The following is a 16407-nucleotide window of genomic DNA, read 5'->3' on the forward strand; positions in this document are numbered from 1 at the left end:
ATTTCTCTTTTTCTTCCCTGATTTTTCTAGGTCTATTAAAACTTTGTTAATAATTTATTCATATATAGGTTTTATTATATAAGCATGAGATAAATAAAATAACTAACTTCTTCTTATAGATGATACACAATGATAATAATTATAGGAGGTATATTCGATGAATGAGTTTGATAAAAACAAAGATAATGAAAACGGAGAAAAAGAGTTTGAAACGGAAAAGGATACTTTAAACAGTGCGGATTTTTCAGAAAGTAGAGAGGAAGGTTCTTCATACGAAGCAAATGACATAAATAAGCCAGAGGAAAAAGTAGAAGAACAAGAAGTAAAAGCAGAGGGTCAGGAATTTACAAGCGAATATCCTCAAACAGCAAGCTATAATAGGGCAGATGAGTTAGTTCGTGATTACGAAAGAGTAATGAGCGATGGCACTGATGAGAGAGTGGCTGCTGAAAAACAGATTCATGAGAATAAGACAATGACTGCTGCTGCAACTGCTGATCAACAGCCTGCTGGTAAAAGAGGCAAGGAACGACCATCATCAGGAAATCCTAAATGGAAAGGCTTCTTTTCCTTATTAGCTGCAGGTGTTGTAGGCTCTGCATTAACATTTGTAGCTATTCCTCATACAGATTTACTTGATGGAAAATATACTAAACTGGAACAGCAGGTGGAAGATTTGAGCAGTAAAGTAAGCAGTAATAGCAGCTCAGGCGATATTAAAGCACAGACAACGTCAGCGACAGCCTCTGAAAGCAGCTCTTCCTCAATTGCAGATATGGTTGAGACTTCTTCTAAGGCTATTGTTGGTATTGTGAATGTGCAAAAGCAGGCGACAAATCAATTTTCACAAAGCACAACCACAGATTCCGAAGTTGAATCTGGATCAGGATCTGGTATCATCTTCAAAAAGGATGATAAATATGCTTACATTGCTACAAACAATCATGTTATTGAAGGGGCAAATTCTTTAGAAATCTCCCTTTATAATGGCGATAAAACAGAAGGTAAATTGATTGGGGCAGATGCACTGACAGACTTAGCTGTTGTCAGAATTGATGCGAAATATGCTACAGATGTTATTGAATTTGGAGATTCATCAACACTTCGTCCAGGTGACCAAGTTTGGGCAATCGGTAACCCGCTTGGACTTGATTTATCAAGAACGGTAACACAGGGAATCGTGAGTGCAGTGGACAGAAGCATAACTGTTAATACATCTGCTGGTGATTGGGAGTTCAATGTTATTCAAACAGATGCTGCCATCAATCCTGGTAACAGTGGCGGAGCATTAATTAACGCTGCTGGTCAAGTTATCGGTATCAACAGCTTGAAGATTTCAGAAGATGGAGTAGAGGGACTTGGCTTTGCGATTCCAAGTAATGACTTGCTTCCAATCGTCAATGAAATAATTGAAAGCGGTGAAGTAGAGCGTCCGTATATCGGCGTCGGTTTAGCAAGCTTAGAGGAAGTTCCGCAAATGTACCTGCAAGACCTTCCTGACTCTGTCACAAAAGGTGTAATGGTAACAAATATTGATTCCAACTCTGCAGCCGCTAAAGCAGGCCTTGAAGTACAAGATGTGATTGTATCTATAAACGGAACCGATTTAGATGGTTCATCTGATTTAAGAAAATATCTTTACACAAAGGTGGATATCGGCGATAAAGTTAAATTAGTCGTGTATCATGATGGAAGCAAGAAAACGGTGGAACTGACTTTAACAAGTAATAGTGGCAGCTCCAACTAATAACTTACAGCATAAGAAATAATACTAAAAATCTCATCTGGTAAAAATAATAAAAATCAGATGGGATTTTCTATTTTTGTTAATATTTTTGTAATATTTTTATGGTATGATGTATTTTATGTGATAGTGAAATTATCATATCAATTATGATAGTTTTAGTAGATTAAAATATTGTTTAGAGAGGAAACAGGATGAAAAACAAAAAGATCATTTTACCCATTTTAGGAATTGTATTAATAGCATTGATCGTTGTTGCTGTTATTCTAGTACAAAAGAGTAACACAGTGGCATCTGTCGATGGAGAAAAAATTACGCAGAATGATTTGGACGAAGCATTGAACAAGCAGTATGGTACTTCTATCCTTCAAACATTGATTGCAAATAAAGTTGTTGACCTTGAAGCGGAAAAAGAAAAAATTAAGGTTACTGATAAAGAAAAAAAGGCAGAGCTTGATGATCTTATTGAATCTTCAGGCGGTGAGGATGCCTTTAATGCTGCATTAGAAGCAAACGGCGCATCAAAAGCTGATATTGAAGAGGAACTATTGCGTTACTTGAAAATCAAGAAATTGCTTGAGCCAAGAATTGAAATCACAGATGACCAAATTAAGTCATACTTCGATGAAAACAAAGCAAGCTTTGATACTCCTGAGCAAGTAGAAGCAAGCCATATTCTTGTTGCAGATGAAAAAACAGCTAAAGAAGTGAAGAAAAAGCTGGATGACGGCGAAGACTTTGCTGACCTAGCAAAAGAGTACTCTACAGATACGGCAACAAAAGATAACGGCGGTGAGCTTGGTTACTTCTCATCTGGACAAATGGTTGAAGAATTCGAAAAAGCTGCATTCTCAATGGATGTTGATGAAATTAGCGATCCTGTAAAAACAGACAACGGCTGGCACATCATTAAAGTAACAGGTCATAAAGATGCAGTTGAAGCTAAGTTGGACGACCATAAAGACGAAATTAAAGATACACTATTTGAGCAACAAATGAACACAGAGTACAGCACATGGTTGACAGAAATCGAAGCAAAATACGATATCGATAACAAATTAGACACTAGCAAAACAGACAGCACTTCAAGCGCTAGCTAATAAAAAAAGAGAGACTTCCCTTTTTGAGGGAAGTCTCTTTTTTTGATTAAAGCGGCTTGATATCCATATTCTCAGGCAGTTGGAATGGATTAGTGCTGTTTATATGATCTGGGAAAAGAATCCCGTTTAAATGGTCGATTTCATGCTGAAATACGATTGCTTCATAGTCTTTTAGTTTAATTCTTACTTCCTTGCCATTAATGTCGAAGGCTTTCACTGTTATTCTTTGATAGCGTGGTACAAAGCCAATAACAGGGCGATCAATGGAAAGGCAGCCTTCGCTGTCAGGAAGGTATATCATGCTTGTGGAATGGCTTATTATTTTCGGATTAATAAGCATATGTTCAAAGTTATTGCCATTTTGGCCTTTAATAAAAGCAGCAAACATTCGCTTGTTCAGCCCAATTTGGTTTGCAGAAATGCCTACCCCTGGGCGAAGCTTGTGTTTTTTTGCTAGGCTTGGTTCTTGGCTGTTTTTTAAATACTGTAGCATGCAGAGAAGCTCTTCCTTATCCTCCTCAGTTGGCGGCAATGTCAGCTCTTTTGTTTTTTCTCTTAATATCTCTGCGCCTTCCCTTACGATGTCACTCATAGTAATTACATAAGATTGATTAAACTTGCTCATTAAATGATCAACTCCATATTTTGTCCTTTAAGTCGAAAAACCATATATGTAAAATAGCAAAAGAACGGCAGGAAGTCTAATTCTAATTTACTGTGTTCATCTAAAAAAAATGCTGATAAGTCTTATTTTAAGATAAAAAAATTACATAAATTATGAAACGAAGGAAAAGATAGGAGGGAAAGATATTAAAGGAGGATTTATAGTGAAAAAATTAGTGATAGTCGGATTATTGACACTCGGTTTATCGATGCCTAGCTTTATACATACAGCAAAAGCTGCCCCGGAAAACCCGCCAAGCCATCATCAGGCTCCAGAGGAAGACCAGGCATTCATTAAGAAGATGGCCGAAAGCTTAGGAATAAAAACGGACGGAAAAGATGGAGAAGCACTTAAAAAAGAGATTCATGAAGCTTTAATTAAAAAAGAAGCAAAAAATCTCGGTATAAAAACAGATGGAAAAGACATGAAGCAAATTGCTGCAGAGGTACATGAGAAAAGATTACAGGCAGAAGCAAAAAAACTTGGAATTAGTACAGAAGGGAAAGATCCGAGCACCTTAATGAAGGAGCTGTACGAAGCGAAAATCATGCAAAAAGCGAAAGAGCTGAACATTAAGACAGATGGTAAAACATTGGAACAGCTCAGCAAAGAAGTAAGGGAACAGCTTATTTTATCTGAAGCAAAAAAACTGAACATTAAAACAGACGGAAAAGATTTAAGAGCACTTGCAAATGAAGTAAGAGAAATGCAAATTACAAATGCAGCCAAGAAGCTGGGTTTAGATACAAAGGATAAAACACCGAAGGATTTGCTGAAGGAAATGATGATCAACTATCCAGATGAGGTAAAAAAGCTAAAGCTGCTGCCTTTTCATGAAGGGCCGATGATGGGACATCATAAAAGAGGCAAAGAAGCAATTGAAAACTAAAGTAAAAGGGGCGCTGTCATACCGGCAGCGCCTTTATAGTGTCCATATTATCTTCATGTGCTTTGTATTTTTATACAGTAGCCAGTTGAATGATAAATGGACTATGAAACGGAAGAATAGATGGAAAATTTTTAATAAAGGGAGTATTTGGAAGTATAACTACTTCCATACAAAGTTATTTAATGTATTTATTTTCCATTGTTATACGTAATTACTACTGGTGTTCTATATATTGAAATGATAGTTTTTACCTATTAACAATTTCATTTCTCAATCCTAATATCTATTTTTGTGAAAAATATGCATAAATGAATGTTATTTTCGTTAATGATTAGTATGCTTATTTTAAAGGGGTCTGTCTTTATATCATAATAGATAGAAATAGGATATAAGTCAGCCTGACAAACTATCGAAAAAGGGAGCAGCAATAGGAGGAATAAATTTTGAAACAATATTCCAAACTACGAATTACCGAAAAAGATCAAAATATATACAACGCTTTGTGTGATTTGTATAAGGAAAAGAACGAGGAAGCTGGCATAGGTCCAACTGAGATAGGGATAAGAGTTGGTAGGGATTCCTATGACGCCTCTGCTTACTGCAATGCTTCATTAAAAAAGCTTATACACTTCGGGAAAATAGAAAAAGTCGAGAATGGAAAGTATAGACCGTTAGAAAAAGAATAAGTTGATTTAGCTGGGGAGGATTTTGCATATGCAAGGTCTTCTTTTTTTTGTTTTAATATTGCAGTGGAATTAAAATAATGTATAATAGACGTTGCGAAACTAAACATAAAGTTTAGTTTGAATAAACTTTTATGACTTTGAGTTTACTATTTCTAAACTAAAAAGTAGGTTAAAAATATGGATATTGGTAAAAAGATAAAGAACTTACGTTTGAAAAAGGGTTTGACGCAAGAAGAGTTAGGGGAAAGGACAGATTTAAGCAAAGGTTATATATCACAGCTGGAAAGGGACTTGAGCTCCCCATCGATTGAAACCTTTTTTGATATTTTGGAAGTATTGGGCTGTTCCCCAAAAGACTTTTTTGATGATGAAGAGAGAAGGCAGAAGGTTGTTTATAAAGAAGAGGATGTCACTGATTTCTTTGATGAAGAAAAAGGATATCATATTCAATGGCTAGTGCCGGAATCTAATGAGAAGGAAATGGAGCCAATTAGGCTCAGCTTTAACAAAAAAGGAGAATTTAAGAAGTTTGAGCCATCCCTTTCAGAAACATATGCATATGTGATAGAGGGAGAAGTCTTGTTAAAGCTGGGAAAACAGGAATATAGGGCAAAAAAAGGGGAGTCCATGTATTTTCACGCGACAGATGAACACCAGTTTTTTAATATTGCAGACGGTTTATCCACGCTTTTACTTGTAGCGACCGATTCTTACTTATAAAGCTTGTTATTTAAAATAAAAAATAGTGTAAAGGAGATTATTATGCCAAGTGAATCAATAATCAGGTTTGAGAACGTAACGAAAGCCTATGACCAAAATACGACTGTACTTGAAAATGTCAGCTTTGAAATAGAAAGAGGCAAATTTTATACACTTCTTGGTCCATCAGGTTGTGGTAAAACAACAATCCTGCGTCTTATCGCTGGATTCATGGAGCCAACAGAGGGTAATATCTACTTTCATACAAAAGTAATGAATAAAATTCCTGCCAACAAAAGACAGGTAAATACAGTATTTCAAGACTATGCGCTATTTCCACATTTAAATGTTTTTGAAAATGTAGCCTTTGGCCTGCGCATCAAAAAGCTAAAAAAACAGGAAATTGAAAAGCGAGTAAAAGATGCTTTGCGCTTCGTAAACCTGGACTCATATGAAAACAGAGAAATCAGTGAAATGTCTGGTGGTCAGAAGCAGCGTGTTGCTATCGCAAGAGCAATTGTAAATGAGCCGGAAGTTATTCTTCTTGACGAGCCTCTTTCTGCATTGGATTTAAAGCTGCGGACAGAAATGCAGTATGAATTAAGAGAGCTTCAGCAAAGGCTTGGCATTACCTTTATATTTGTTACACATGACCAGGAAGAAGCATTGGCGATGTCCGATGAAATTTTTGTATTGAATAAAGGGAGAATTGAACAAAGCGGCACACCAACAGATATTTATGATGAGCCGATAAACAGATTCGTTGCTGACTTTATCGGAGAGTCTAATATCGTTTCAGCAAGAATGGAAAAAGACTTTGTCGTCCATTTTGCCAGCAAAACATTTGAATGTGTTGACCAAGGCTTCCATGACAATGAAATGGTTGAGGTTGTGATTCGTCCCGAGGATTTAAATATCACGTCACCAGAAGCAGGAAAGCTAAAGGTAAAGGTAGATTCTCAATTATTTAGAGGAGTCCACTATGAAATAGGCGGATATGATGAGGAAGGAAATGAATGGCTTGTTCATTCTACAAAAAAGGTAGTTGTAGGAGAGGAAATCGGACTGGATTTTGAAAAGGAAGCAATTCACGTTATGAGAATAGGAGAAACAGAAGAAGAGTTTGATCGCCGCCTTGAGGCATATGATGGTGCAAATGATGAAGAATAAGTCAAAATGGTATACGATTCCCTATTACTTATGGATTGCGCTGTTTGTAATTGCTCCAGTGCTATTAATAGTTTATTATTCATTTTTTGATATTGAAGACAAACTTACTATCAGCAACTACGCTAAGTTCTTCACACCAGTCTATTTGAAAATGACGCTGAATTCCTTCTGGTATGCGTTTTTAATAACGTTTTTCTCATTAGTCATTGCTTACCCTACCGCATATATATTGACGAAGACAAAGCATAAGCAATTATGGCTGCTGCTTATTATTTTGCCGTCCTGGATTAACCTGCTTCTTAAGGCTTACGCATTTTTAGGAATATTTGGTACATATGGTGCTACAAATGAGGTGCTTGAATTCCTTGGAATCGGGAAACAGCAAATCCTGTTCACAGATTTTAGCTTCTTGTTTGTCAGTGTATATATCTTTATTCCATTTATGATATTGCCAATCTTTAATGCACTGGAGAAGTTAAATCCTACTCTTGTTGATGCCTCAAAGGATCTAGGGGCATCCGCTTGGACTACTTTTGCAAAAGTTATTTTTCCATTAACAGTTGACGGTGTTAAGTCAGGCTGTCAGGCAGTATTTATTCCTGCATTATCTTTGTTCATGATTACAAGACTAATTGCAGGAAACAGGGTTATTACACTAGGAACAGCTATAGAGCAGCATTTTCTGATAACGCAAGACTGGGGAATGGGTTCAACGATTGCTGTATTCCTAATCATTATTATGATTGTTATCATGATGTTGACTGGGAGTAAGAAGGAGAGGGGAGTAAGATGAAGAAACTGTCAAAGATATCTGTACTATATTTAGTTTTAGTTTTTATCATTTTATATGCCCCGATCTTTTATCTAATTTTTTATTCCTTTAACAGCGGTGGCACAATGAATAATTTCCAGAACTTCACATGGAAATGGTATAAAGAGTTATTCCAAGACACAAGGCTGCTTGTAATTGTGTTAAACACAGTTATCATCGCACTTTTATCCGCATCCATTGCCACAATCATTGGTGTTTTTGGAGCGATCAGCATTTCTATGATGAGAAGAAAACAGCTAAGAAATACAATCCTTTCTTTAAACAACGTATTGATTGTAAGTCCTGATGTTATCATCGGTGCATCCTTTTTAATTTTCTTTACAATATTGGGAATCAAACTTGGCTTTGTGTCTGTGCTATTGTCACATATTGCCTTTTGCATACCGATAGTGGTTATAATGGTGCTTCCGAAGCTTCAGGAAATGAGCCCAACCTTAATGGATGCTGCCTTTGACCTTGGCGCAAGCTGGAGGGAAGTCCTTTCTAAAGTTATTCTTCCATATATAGCTCCAGGTATTTATGCTGGATTCTTTATGGCGTTGACATATTCATTGGATGATTTCGCGGTTACTTTTTTCGTAACAGGAAATGGTTTCTCTACTCTGTCTGTAGAAATTTATTCACTTGCTAGGAGAGGTATTTCCCTTAACATAAATGCTCTGTCTGCCCTGCTGTTCTTCATTACGCTGTTGCTTGTCATCGGTTATTATTTCGTTTCCAAGCGAGCAGTCAGAAGGAATAAAACGGGGGTGAACCAATGAAGGGACTAATAAGAGGTTTGGCAGCAGCCCTTATCTTATCAGCTGTACTTATGTTAGTTGTTCACCAAGTAAACAGCAGCAGAGGTTATGCAGGCGGCAATACGTTAACTGTCTACAACTGGGGAGATTACATTGATGCCGACCTTATTGATAAGTTTGAAAAAGAAACAGGGATAAAGGTAATTTATGAAACCTTTGACTCTAATGAAGCAATGATGACAAAGATAGAACAAGGTGGCACAAACTATGATGTTGCCATTCCATCTGAATACATGATTGATAAGATGAAGGAGGAGGATCTCCTGCTTCCAATCGATCATTCAAAAATACCAAACCTTAAAAACATCGACGATAGATATTTAAATCTTTCGTTTGACCCAGAAAATAAATATTCCATTCCTTATTTTTGGGGAACGGTAGGAATTGTTTATAATCCAAAAATGCTTGGAGGAAAAAAGATAACCTCTTGGAATGATTTATGGGATAGTGATTTGAAAAATCAAATTATGCTTATCGATGGGGCAAGGGAAATTATGGGGATGAGTCTAAATAGCTTACATTATTCTCTTAATGATAAAGATCATGACCATTTAAGAGAAGCAAAAGAGAAGCTTGATACTTTGACGCCTAATGTCAAAGCAATCGTCGGAGACGAAATCCGGATGCTGATTGAAAATGAAGAAGCCGCCATTGGTGTATTATGGTCAGGCATGGCTGCAGAAGTCATGTGGGAAAATGAAGATGTAGAATATGTCGTTCCAGAGGAAGGCTCTAATCTTTGGTTTGATAATATGGTTATCCCGAAAACAGCGAAAAATATTGATGGAGCACATAAGTTTATAAACTTTATGCTTGATGCAAAAAACGCCGCGCAAAATACAGAGTATGTTGGTTATTCAACACCGAATAAGGCAGCAATGAAATATTTACCTGAAGAAATTATCGGTGATAAACGCTTTTACTTGGATGAGGATATGACCTCTAAACTCGAAGTGTATGAAAACCTTGGGCAGCGTTCGCTTGCAGAGTATAATGATTTGTTCCTTGAATTTAAAATGCATCGGAAATAATGAATGTCGACTTAGCTATAATGCTGAGTCGACTTTTTTGTTGTTGTTTAATCTGTGGATGAAGTCAGGCTAAGAAGAAAATACTAAGAAAAAAAGAGGTGTGCTTATGGGAAAATCCTTTATTCTATGTTGCTTGCTTACGTTTACCTGTTTGCCTGTATATGCTGCAAAAGAGGAGAATCAGGTGAAAAAAGAGCTTGCGATTGTTATTGATGACTTCGGAAACAACATGAGAGGGACAAAGGAAATGTTAAATTTGCCTGTGCCTATCACCGTTGCGATTATGCCTTTTATGTCCACAAGCAGAGAGGATGCCATCCAAGCACATAAAAAGGGGCATGAGGTAATAGTTCATATGCCGCTCGAGCCAAAGCACGGCAAAAAAAGCTGGCTTGGTCCCGGAGCTATTACAACAAATTTAAGTGATGAAGAAATCAGAAAAAGAGTGTCATCAGCAATTGATAATATTCCTTATGCAGTGGGAATGAATCATCATATGGGTTCGAAGGCTACTGAAGATGAAAGAGTTATGAGGATTATTTTAGAGGAATGTAAAAAGCATGATCTATTTTATTTGGATAGTAAAACGACAGGGAAAAGTGTTGTGAAAAAACTGGCAGAGGAATTGCAGGTTCCCTATTTAGAGAACAATATGTTTTTTGATCATATATATTCCAACCAGCATATCCAGAAGCAGGCAACCAAGCTTGTAGAAAATCTTAATAAAAGAGGGGAATATATCGCGATAGGCCATGTTGGCATATCAGGTCCTGCGGTTGTTACGGTGTTAAAACAATATATCCCTGTCTATCAAAAGGACGCGGATATAGTACCATTATCCACATTGGTGGACGGCTATGAACTGCTTGATACAGATTTGCCGTAAAGATATGTTAAAGCAGCGGGCAGTTATCATTACGCTATGCCTCAGACAGCATATTACGCTGATATCTGCACCGTTTCATTAAGCATATACTATGAAATTGGTTTCATATCAATAAATAATGATCAAAAAATGCAGTTATTCTGATAATAAAAAAACTCCGCCATATATATGCGGAGTTTTCTTTATGAGAGAGAAATGGTTAGATGCTGCTGTTACCATCGTTTTTATTGATTTTAGATTCATCCATTTTTGCATCTAACTTCCCTAGTCTTTTTGCTGCGAAATCTTTACCTCCAAGACCAAATGCTAGTCCGAAGGCAAGTGCCAATCCACCAAGGATAAGAACAAAGGCAGATGTGACGATAGAAGATGCAACCCCTAATTGGTCTAAAGCCATAAAGATTGTTATCGCAATAATAGCGTATTTTGCAACAGAAGGCAGAAGTCTGAACGCTGGTCCGTGAAGCAAGCCGCCAAGTGTGTTTTTGACAAGTACTCCTAGCCATAAGCCAACACCAATAATCACAACAGCTGCAATGACTTGTGGCAAGTATGCTACTACAGCAGTCGATAATGTTACTAAGAATTCAAGGCCGAGCAGATTTAATGCTTGGACTGCTAATAAAAAGACAACTAATATTTGAGCGATTGAGCCGATAAGGTTGGCAATGCTTGTTGTAGGAGCGATTCCCATTTTGTGAACATAGTTGTCAAGACCTAGGCCTGATAGCAATGATGTAACCATTTGTTTAATCCATTTACCAATCCAAACACCTAGAAGGACAAGGAAAATGGCAATTGCTATATTTGGGATCATTGTTAAAATATCATTTAGCATATTAATTGCCGGTTGTGAGATTCCTTCAATATCTAGTTTTTCCAACGCAGAAATAACGACAGGAATCATGATGAAAATGAAAATCACATTCCCAATAATAGAAGCAAGCGATGTATTTTCAAATAACTTCGTCAATCCGAAGCGGTTCGCCAATGATTCTAAACCAATGCTCTGTAAGAAGCTTGTAACAATTGTGCGAACAATCTTTGCTGCAAACCAGCCGACTAAAATGATTACTGCTGCTGCAAGAAGCTTAGGCAAGAACGCTAGTATGTTTTGAAGCATATTAGCAAACGGCTCAGAAACTCCATATAGGTTAAGAGCACCTAATACTGCAGGCAAGAAAAGAAGCAGCACAAGGTAAAAAGCAATATTAGCTACCTTGTCCATTAAGTTAGGCTGTTGTTGATTATTATCTAATAATTTCCATTTATTTAGCTTTTCATGTACTTTCAATGTATTGCCTGATTTTTTGATTAAGAATTTTAAGCCTGAAGCGACTAGCCATGCAACCAATAAAATAATGGCAGCTTTTAAGATATTTGGGATTGCCCCAAAAATAGATGAAAGCATGGATACTAGTGGTGATGTGATGACAGTAAGATTCAGGATGTTAAAGAATAAACTGAATACATATACGAGTAAAATAAAGTAGATAATCTTACTGATTATTTTTTCGGAAGAGTATTTCCTTGATGCTCCTTCAGGAAATATTTTGTCATCTAATTTTGATTTCTGAAGTCCTTTATAAATTGCTTTTTCAATAATTTTCGCGATAATCCAACCGAGGATTAATACGACTACTGCCAAAAGAAAATCTGGCAATCTGTCTAAATAGTTGTTCCATCCATTCCAATTTCCACTGTTATTTATCATATTATTCCTCCTTGTCTTGACTTATTGTCCTTATTACCCGTCAAGAAAAAGAATAAACGCAAAAATTTTTATGTTGGAATAGAGGTTGAGGTGAAATATAGGAGCATATCAGTGTCTTGCTGAATATTTTTCACCATAAAAAAAAACGGAGATTCTCCGCATAGTTCTCCGTTTATAGTCCATCCTTTTCAAATTGATAAATATCTTCATTACTACCGATGACAATCAGTGTATCGCCTTTTAAAATCTTCTCCTCAGCAGCAGGAGAGACGATTGTATCCCCTTTTCGCTGGATTCCAATAATGGTACAGCCGTAATTTGCCCGGATATTCAATTCAAGAAGTGATCGCTGATGCACTTTGTCTGAGGCTGCCAGCTCCACAATACCGTGTTTCTCCGATAACTCAATATAATCAATCATTTTTTCTGATATTACATGATGGGCAATCCTTTTTGCCATATCCCGTTCTGGATGAATAACCTTGTCTGCACCAATTTTCTCTAACACTCTTTTATGGTAGACATCGGCGGCCTTTACCCATACCTGCTTCATTCCCATTTCTTTCAAAATAAGTGTTGTAAGCACACTTGACTCAATATCGTCACCTAATGCCACAAAGGCATGATCCATGTTGCGGATACCAAGCTGTGTGAGTGTGGCTTCACTCATGGTGTTGACTTGTACACAGTGTGTTGCAAACGGTCGGTATTTTTCGACTCTTTCCAAAGATTGGTCTATTGCCAACACCTCTGTACCCGCATCAAAAAATTCCTTGACGAGACTTCCGCCGAAATTGCCGAGACCGATAACTACAAATTGTTTTTTCACAAAGGTTCCTCCACGGTTCGAGATTTATGGATTTAATTCTAACACAATGTTATATCTTTCCAAAATTAAGGACAGGAAGTTAGAAATTCCTGCATTTATGGGTATAGGGTAAAAAAAAGGAGGGTTTATCTCGATATGAAATACAAAAATGCCCTTTTTATCTATAATGGAAATGCAGGGAAAAAGGAAATAGACGTACAGCTTCAAAGCTGTTTGCATGTGTTTGCGAAGGAAATTGATCATTTGCAGGTATTTAAGACAAAAGGACCGAATCATGCTGCTGAGATTTGCGAGAAATATGGAGAACAGACAGAACTTGTTATTGTTCTTGGCGGAGATGGAACCATCCATGAATGTGTCAACGGTTTAGCTGGCTTACAAAAAAGGCCGGTGCTAGCCATCCTTCCAGGAGGGACATGCAATGATTTCAGTCGTACATTAAATATACAGCAAAATCTGCAAAGGGCTGCTGAAGAGTTAGTTTTATACGGAGTCGAGGAGCCTGTAGATATTATTCAGACAGACTCTGCTTTTTTCCTGAATTTTTGGGGGATAGGTCTTGTAGCTGAAACATCAAACAATATTAGAGAAGAAGAAAAAAACATCCTTGGCAGGGCCAGCTATTTACTGAGTGCCATCAGAACTATTCAAAATACCGAGCCGAAAGAGCTTGTCATGAATATAGATGGAAAGGAAATAAGAGAAAAGGCTGTTTTGGCAATGGTTGTGAACGGCAAGTATATTGGTGGAAAACAACTTCCATTTTCAACAATATCCTATAACGACGGTTTAGTAGATGTCTTTATTGTTAAAAATACCAATCTTCATTTGTTAAAGGAGCTTAATGATCTCCGTAAAATAGATTTTGAAACGGATGAAGAGCTTAAAGAAGAAGTACTGTATATGAGTGGAAAACATATTAAAATAAGCTCTGAACATTTTGTAGATGTCGATATGGATGGAGAGGTATACACAAAAACACCAAGCGAGCTGAAGGTGCTCCCGAGTCATATAAAAATGCTTCGACCTGATTTTTAATAAATGAAATAAGGCATCCTTTAATGGATGCCTTATTTCTTATTCGTTAGAAGCCTACTTTTTATTCTGATAAGTATGCTGTTAACATCCATAGATGTTTTTCGATTTTTTCTGTCAATCCAATTGCAATGTCATGTGTTACTGTATCTCCAAGCTCGTCTGCGTGCTCAGCTAAAGATCTTAGTTGTGTATTGATTTGGCTATAATCTTCTACAAGAGATCTCACCATTTCAGTTGCAGATAATTTTTCCGTACTTTCTGCCAGTGTCGAAGTCTCCGAAAATTCTTTCAAAGTAGAAACAGGTTTTCCGCCAATAGCAAGTAAGCGTTCAGCAATTTCATCCACTACATCTGCTGCCTCATCGTAAAGCTCCTCAAATTTCTCATGTAATGTAAAGAAGAAAGGTCCTTTAACATACCAATGATGCTGATGAAGTTTTGTGTAAAGTACGCTCCAGTTTGCTACTTGTACATTCAATTCTTTTTGTAATTCAACTTTAGTTTGTAATCCCATTATTATTAGCTCCCTTCGGTTGTTTGTATTTTAATTATAACAAGTTTTAATTTAAAATCAATACTTATTTATAATTATTTTAATTTAGTTTTTATTTTAATTTATTAATAATTATTTCTACTTCTATCATATACAGGAAAGTTATGGAAGACTAGTAAGTAGCTCAAATGTTCATAAATCTTTCAAATATCTTCGTTATTTTCTGCAACTGTTAAAAAACTATACCCTGATAACAGTCGTACTTAAACAATCAAAAAAGAGGAAGAGACAAAACAAAAGATAACCTTTCTAAACACGAATAATAAAATTACATCTAAATTTGAAGCATGTGACTATATAATTAGTTCGTTTCATTTCGTCCTCGCGCTTTCCGCGGGGTCTAGCCTTTCTTCCATATCCCTTAGTAGTCGAGTGTACTCCGCTCCATTCCACTAAGCTTTTTTAATTATAGTATTACAACTAAAAACGTAAAAAAAAAACCGAGTTATTTAATCGACGGTTGATTAAATAACTCGGTTTTGATGCATACTCCATTATTTATGACCAAACCTCTTATTAAACAGCAAGACGGGAAGAAAACATATAAGTACGATGATGATAACGAATGCTGAAGATGAGTCCCATTGCCATCATGTTTGTCATTAATGAGCTACCTCCATAACTGATAAAAGGTAATGGAATTCCTGTAATGGGAAGAAGCTGTATTGTCATTCCAACGTTTTCAAACACATGGAAAGCTATCATGCTGATAACACCTACACAAATATAAATGCTATAAGGGTCATTGGATATAAAGGCAGTTCGAGTCAAATGATAGATGAGAAGGAAATAAAGAATAATAATAAGGCTTCCGCCAATAAAGCCGTATTCCTCCCCGATAATGGTGAATACAAAATCGGTATGTCTTTCAGGTATATAAACTTCGATATTACCAAGACCTTTTCCAGAAATAAGGCCTGACCCAATTGCCTGCAGGGACCAAACGAGTTGAAGGCCTGAATCCCCAGATTCAACAGGATCGAGCCATGAATCAATTCGTTTAAATTGATAGTCTTCGATGTGCAAATATTTAAGCAGGAAGTCTCTGCCGTATATGGCTAAATATAAAATAAGGGATCCAAGTGAGAGGGCAGTTCCGTATATTGGGATGATAATTTTCCAAGTGATTCCTGATACAAGGATCATTCCTGCAAGAATTGCCATAAGTACTAAAGTAGTTCCTAAATCCTGAACAATAACAAGGGCAATTGGAATTCCTCCAGCTAATGCCATTTTGCACAAAAGGATAAAGTCTGTTTTGAATGTTGTGTAGATTGTCTTTTCATGGTGGTCATGCATTACCTTTGACAAAGCCATAATAGTAAATACCTTCATATACTCTGATGGCTGGATACTGCCGATACCTGGGATTACATACCAGCTTTGAGCGCCATTTCTTTGTGGTGTAAAATCAGTAATTGGGGCAAATACAAGTCCGACAAGAAGTGCGATACCTACCCCATAAAAAATCCAAGTCAGTTTTCTAAATTGTTCATTGTCAAAGTATGTGAGAACAGCGATGGCGATAGCTCCAATTCCATACCACATAAGCTGTGTAGGTAAGTATGCTTTGTTGGCACTATAAATGGATACACAGCTTGTCAAACAAAAGAGCATGATTAGCAGACATAGGGTCCAATCGAATCTATCTGAAAATTGGTTACTTCTTCCTCGCATAAGATAACTCCTTATATAACTAAAAAATGAAGTGCTATTACTTAGACGGATAGTTTTGAAAAATAGTTTCCATTTTTTGATAATATCGAAAAGAT

16 protein-coding genes are annotated in these 16407 nt (G+C 36.7%); 11 read left to right on the top strand and 5 right to left on the bottom strand.

Going from position 1 to position 16407, the window contains the following annotated elements; genetic code table 11:
* The first annotated feature begins 157 nt into the window (after positions 1-157).
* Together EM808_RS21890 and EM808_RS21895 are read left to right on the top strand one after the other, a co-directional pair.
* Complete coding sequence (locus EM808_RS21890) at positions 158-1747, top strand: S1C family serine protease (protein WP_127740781.1); 1590 nt, start codon at positions 158-160, stop codon at positions 1745-1747.
* 191 nt (positions 1748-1938) lie between these two features.
* Entirely contained in the window at positions 1939-2844 is a 906-nt protein-coding gene (locus EM808_RS21895) for a peptidylprolyl isomerase (protein ID WP_127740783.1), read from the top strand.
* A 46-nt stretch (positions 2845-2890) separates the two neighbouring features.
* Here EM808_RS21895 and def read toward each other — a convergent pair whose 3' ends face one another.
* Positions 2891-3469 carry a peptide deformylase gene (gene def, locus EM808_RS21900; RefSeq protein WP_127740785.1) on the bottom strand — a complete coding sequence of 193 codons (579 nt, stop codon included), beginning with the start codon at positions 3467-3469 and terminating at the stop codon, positions 2891-2893.
* A 202-nt stretch (positions 3470-3671) separates the two neighbouring features.
* On the opposite strand from def, the gene EM808_RS21905 reads away from it, so the two are divergent.
* The 8 genes from EM808_RS21905 (at position 3672) to EM808_RS21940 (ending at position 10501) form a co-directional block, all read left to right on the top strand.
* On the top strand, positions 3672-4397 hold the full coding sequence (locus EM808_RS21905) for a hypothetical protein (RefSeq protein WP_127740787.1): 726 nt from the start codon (positions 3672-3674) through the stop codon (positions 4395-4397).
* A 443-nt stretch (positions 4398-4840) separates the two neighbouring features.
* Positions 4841-5083 carry a hypothetical protein gene (locus EM808_RS21910; RefSeq protein WP_127740789.1) on the top strand — a complete coding sequence of 81 codons (243 nt, stop codon included), beginning with the start codon at positions 4841-4843 and terminating at the stop codon, positions 5081-5083.
* Positions 5084-5260: 177 nt separating this feature from the next.
* Positions 5261-5803 (top strand): helix-turn-helix domain-containing protein, encoded by a 543-nt coding sequence (locus EM808_RS21915; RefSeq protein ID WP_127740791.1) that lies wholly within the window; start codon positions 5261-5263, stop codon positions 5801-5803.
* Between the two features lie 42 nt (positions 5804-5845).
* Positions 5846-6952: an ABC transporter ATP-binding protein gene (locus EM808_RS21920; RefSeq protein ID WP_127740793.1), complete on the top strand. Its 1107-nt coding sequence runs from the start codon at positions 5846-5848 to the stop codon at positions 6950-6952.
* Positions 6942-7745 (top strand): ABC transporter permease, encoded by an 804-nt coding sequence (locus EM808_RS21925; protein ID WP_182102800.1) that lies wholly within the window; start codon positions 6942-6944, stop codon positions 7743-7745. Before EM808_RS21920 ends, EM808_RS21925 begins: the two co-directional genes overlap by 11 nt.
* Positions 7742-8545: an ABC transporter permease gene (locus EM808_RS21930; protein ID WP_127740797.1), complete on the top strand. Its 804-nt coding sequence runs from the start codon at positions 7742-7744 to the stop codon at positions 8543-8545. Before EM808_RS21925 ends, EM808_RS21930 begins: the two co-directional genes overlap by 4 nt.
* Positions 8542-9615: an ABC transporter substrate-binding protein gene (locus EM808_RS21935; RefSeq protein WP_127740798.1), complete on the top strand. Its 1074-nt coding sequence runs from the start codon at positions 8542-8544 to the stop codon at positions 9613-9615. The genes EM808_RS21930 and EM808_RS21935 overlap by 4 nt, the downstream gene beginning before the upstream one ends.
* A gap of 106 nt (positions 9616-9721) precedes the next feature.
* Positions 9722-10501 carry a divergent polysaccharide deacetylase family protein gene (locus tag EM808_RS21940; RefSeq protein ID WP_127740800.1) on the top strand — a complete coding sequence of 260 codons (780 nt, stop codon included), beginning with the start codon at positions 9722-9724 and terminating at the stop codon, positions 10499-10501.
* 199 nt (positions 10502-10700) lie between these two features.
* Here EM808_RS21940 and EM808_RS21945 read toward each other — a convergent pair whose 3' ends face one another.
* Both EM808_RS21945 and EM808_RS21950 read right to left on the bottom strand, forming a co-directional pair.
* Positions 10701-12215, bottom strand: coding sequence for a mechanosensitive ion channel (locus EM808_RS21945; RefSeq protein ID WP_127740802.1), 1515 nt, complete (start codon positions 12213-12215; stop codon positions 10701-10703).
* Positions 12216-12387: 172 nt separating this feature from the next.
* On the bottom strand, positions 12388-13044 hold the full coding sequence (locus EM808_RS21950; RefSeq protein WP_127740804.1) for a potassium channel family protein: 657 nt from the start codon (positions 13042-13044) through the stop codon (positions 12388-12390).
* A gap of 135 nt (positions 13045-13179) precedes the next feature.
* Here EM808_RS21950 and EM808_RS21955 point away from each other — a divergent pair, with 135 nt between their 5' ends.
* The gene (locus EM808_RS21955; protein WP_127740806.1) at positions 13180-14082 is read left to right on the top strand and encodes a YegS/Rv2252/BmrU family lipid kinase; all 903 of its coding nucleotides are present in this window, start codon (positions 13180-13182) and stop codon (positions 14080-14082) included.
* 61 nt (positions 14083-14143) lie between these two features.
* On the opposite strand, the gene EM808_RS21960 is transcribed toward EM808_RS21955, so the two are convergent.
* Together EM808_RS21960 and EM808_RS21965 are read right to left on the bottom strand one after the other, a co-directional pair.
* On the bottom strand, positions 14144-14596 hold the full coding sequence (locus tag EM808_RS21960) for a Dps family protein (RefSeq protein WP_127740808.1): 453 nt from the start codon (positions 14594-14596) through the stop codon (positions 14144-14146).
* A 555-nt stretch (positions 14597-15151) separates the two neighbouring features.
* On the bottom strand, positions 15152-16312 hold the full coding sequence (locus tag EM808_RS21965) for an FtsW/RodA/SpoVE family cell cycle protein (RefSeq protein ID WP_127740810.1): 1161 nt from the start codon (positions 16310-16312) through the stop codon (positions 15152-15154).
* Positions 16313-16407: the final 95 nt, after the last annotated feature.

Origin of the sequence: Niallia taxi, from assembly GCF_004005475.1 — a bacterium.
In the GTDB taxonomy this organism is placed as follows: Bacteria; Bacillota; Bacilli; order Bacillales; family Cytobacillaceae; genus Niallia; species Niallia taxi.

Bases quoted from the DNA above. Each gene is read 5' to 3' on its own strand.
- EM808_RS21965 (WP_127740810.1), bottom strand. From the start codon at position 16,312: ATGCGAGGAAGAAGTAACCAATTTTCAGATAGATTCGATTGGACCCTA.
- EM808_RS21925 (WP_182102800.1), top strand. From the start codon at position 6,942: ATGAAGAATAAGTCAAAATGGTATACGATTCCCTATTACTTATGGATT.
- EM808_RS21890 (WP_127740781.1), top strand. From the start codon at position 158: ATGAATGAGTTTGATAAAAACAAAGATAATGAAAACGGAGAAAAAGAG.
- EM808_RS21935 (WP_127740798.1), top strand. From the start codon at position 8,542: ATGAAGGGACTAATAAGAGGTTTGGCAGCAGCCCTTATCTTATCAGCT.
- EM808_RS21960 (WP_127740808.1), bottom strand. From the start codon at position 14,596: ATGGGATTACAAACTAAAGTTGAATTACAAAAAGAATTGAATGTACAA.
- EM808_RS21945 (WP_127740802.1), bottom strand. From the start codon at position 12,215: ATGATAAATAACAGTGGAAATTGGAATGGATGGAACAACTATTTAGAC.
- EM808_RS21930 (WP_127740797.1), top strand. From the start codon at position 7,742: ATGAAGAAACTGTCAAAGATATCTGTACTATATTTAGTTTTAGTTTTT.
- EM808_RS21940 (WP_127740800.1), top strand. From the start codon at position 9,722: ATGGGAAAATCCTTTATTCTATGTTGCTTGCTTACGTTTACCTGTTTG.
- EM808_RS21915 (WP_127740791.1), top strand. From the start codon at position 5,261: ATGGATATTGGTAAAAAGATAAAGAACTTACGTTTGAAAAAGGGTTTG.
- EM808_RS21920 (WP_127740793.1), top strand. From the start codon at position 5,846: ATGCCAAGTGAATCAATAATCAGGTTTGAGAACGTAACGAAAGCCTAT.
- EM808_RS21895 (WP_127740783.1), top strand. From the start codon at position 1,939: ATGAAAAACAAAAAGATCATTTTACCCATTTTAGGAATTGTATTAATA.
- def (WP_127740785.1), bottom strand. From the start codon at position 3,469: ATGAGCAAGTTTAATCAATCTTATGTAATTACTATGAGTGACATCGTA.
- EM808_RS21955 (WP_127740806.1), top strand. From the start codon at position 13,180: ATGAAATACAAAAATGCCCTTTTTATCTATAATGGAAATGCAGGGAAA.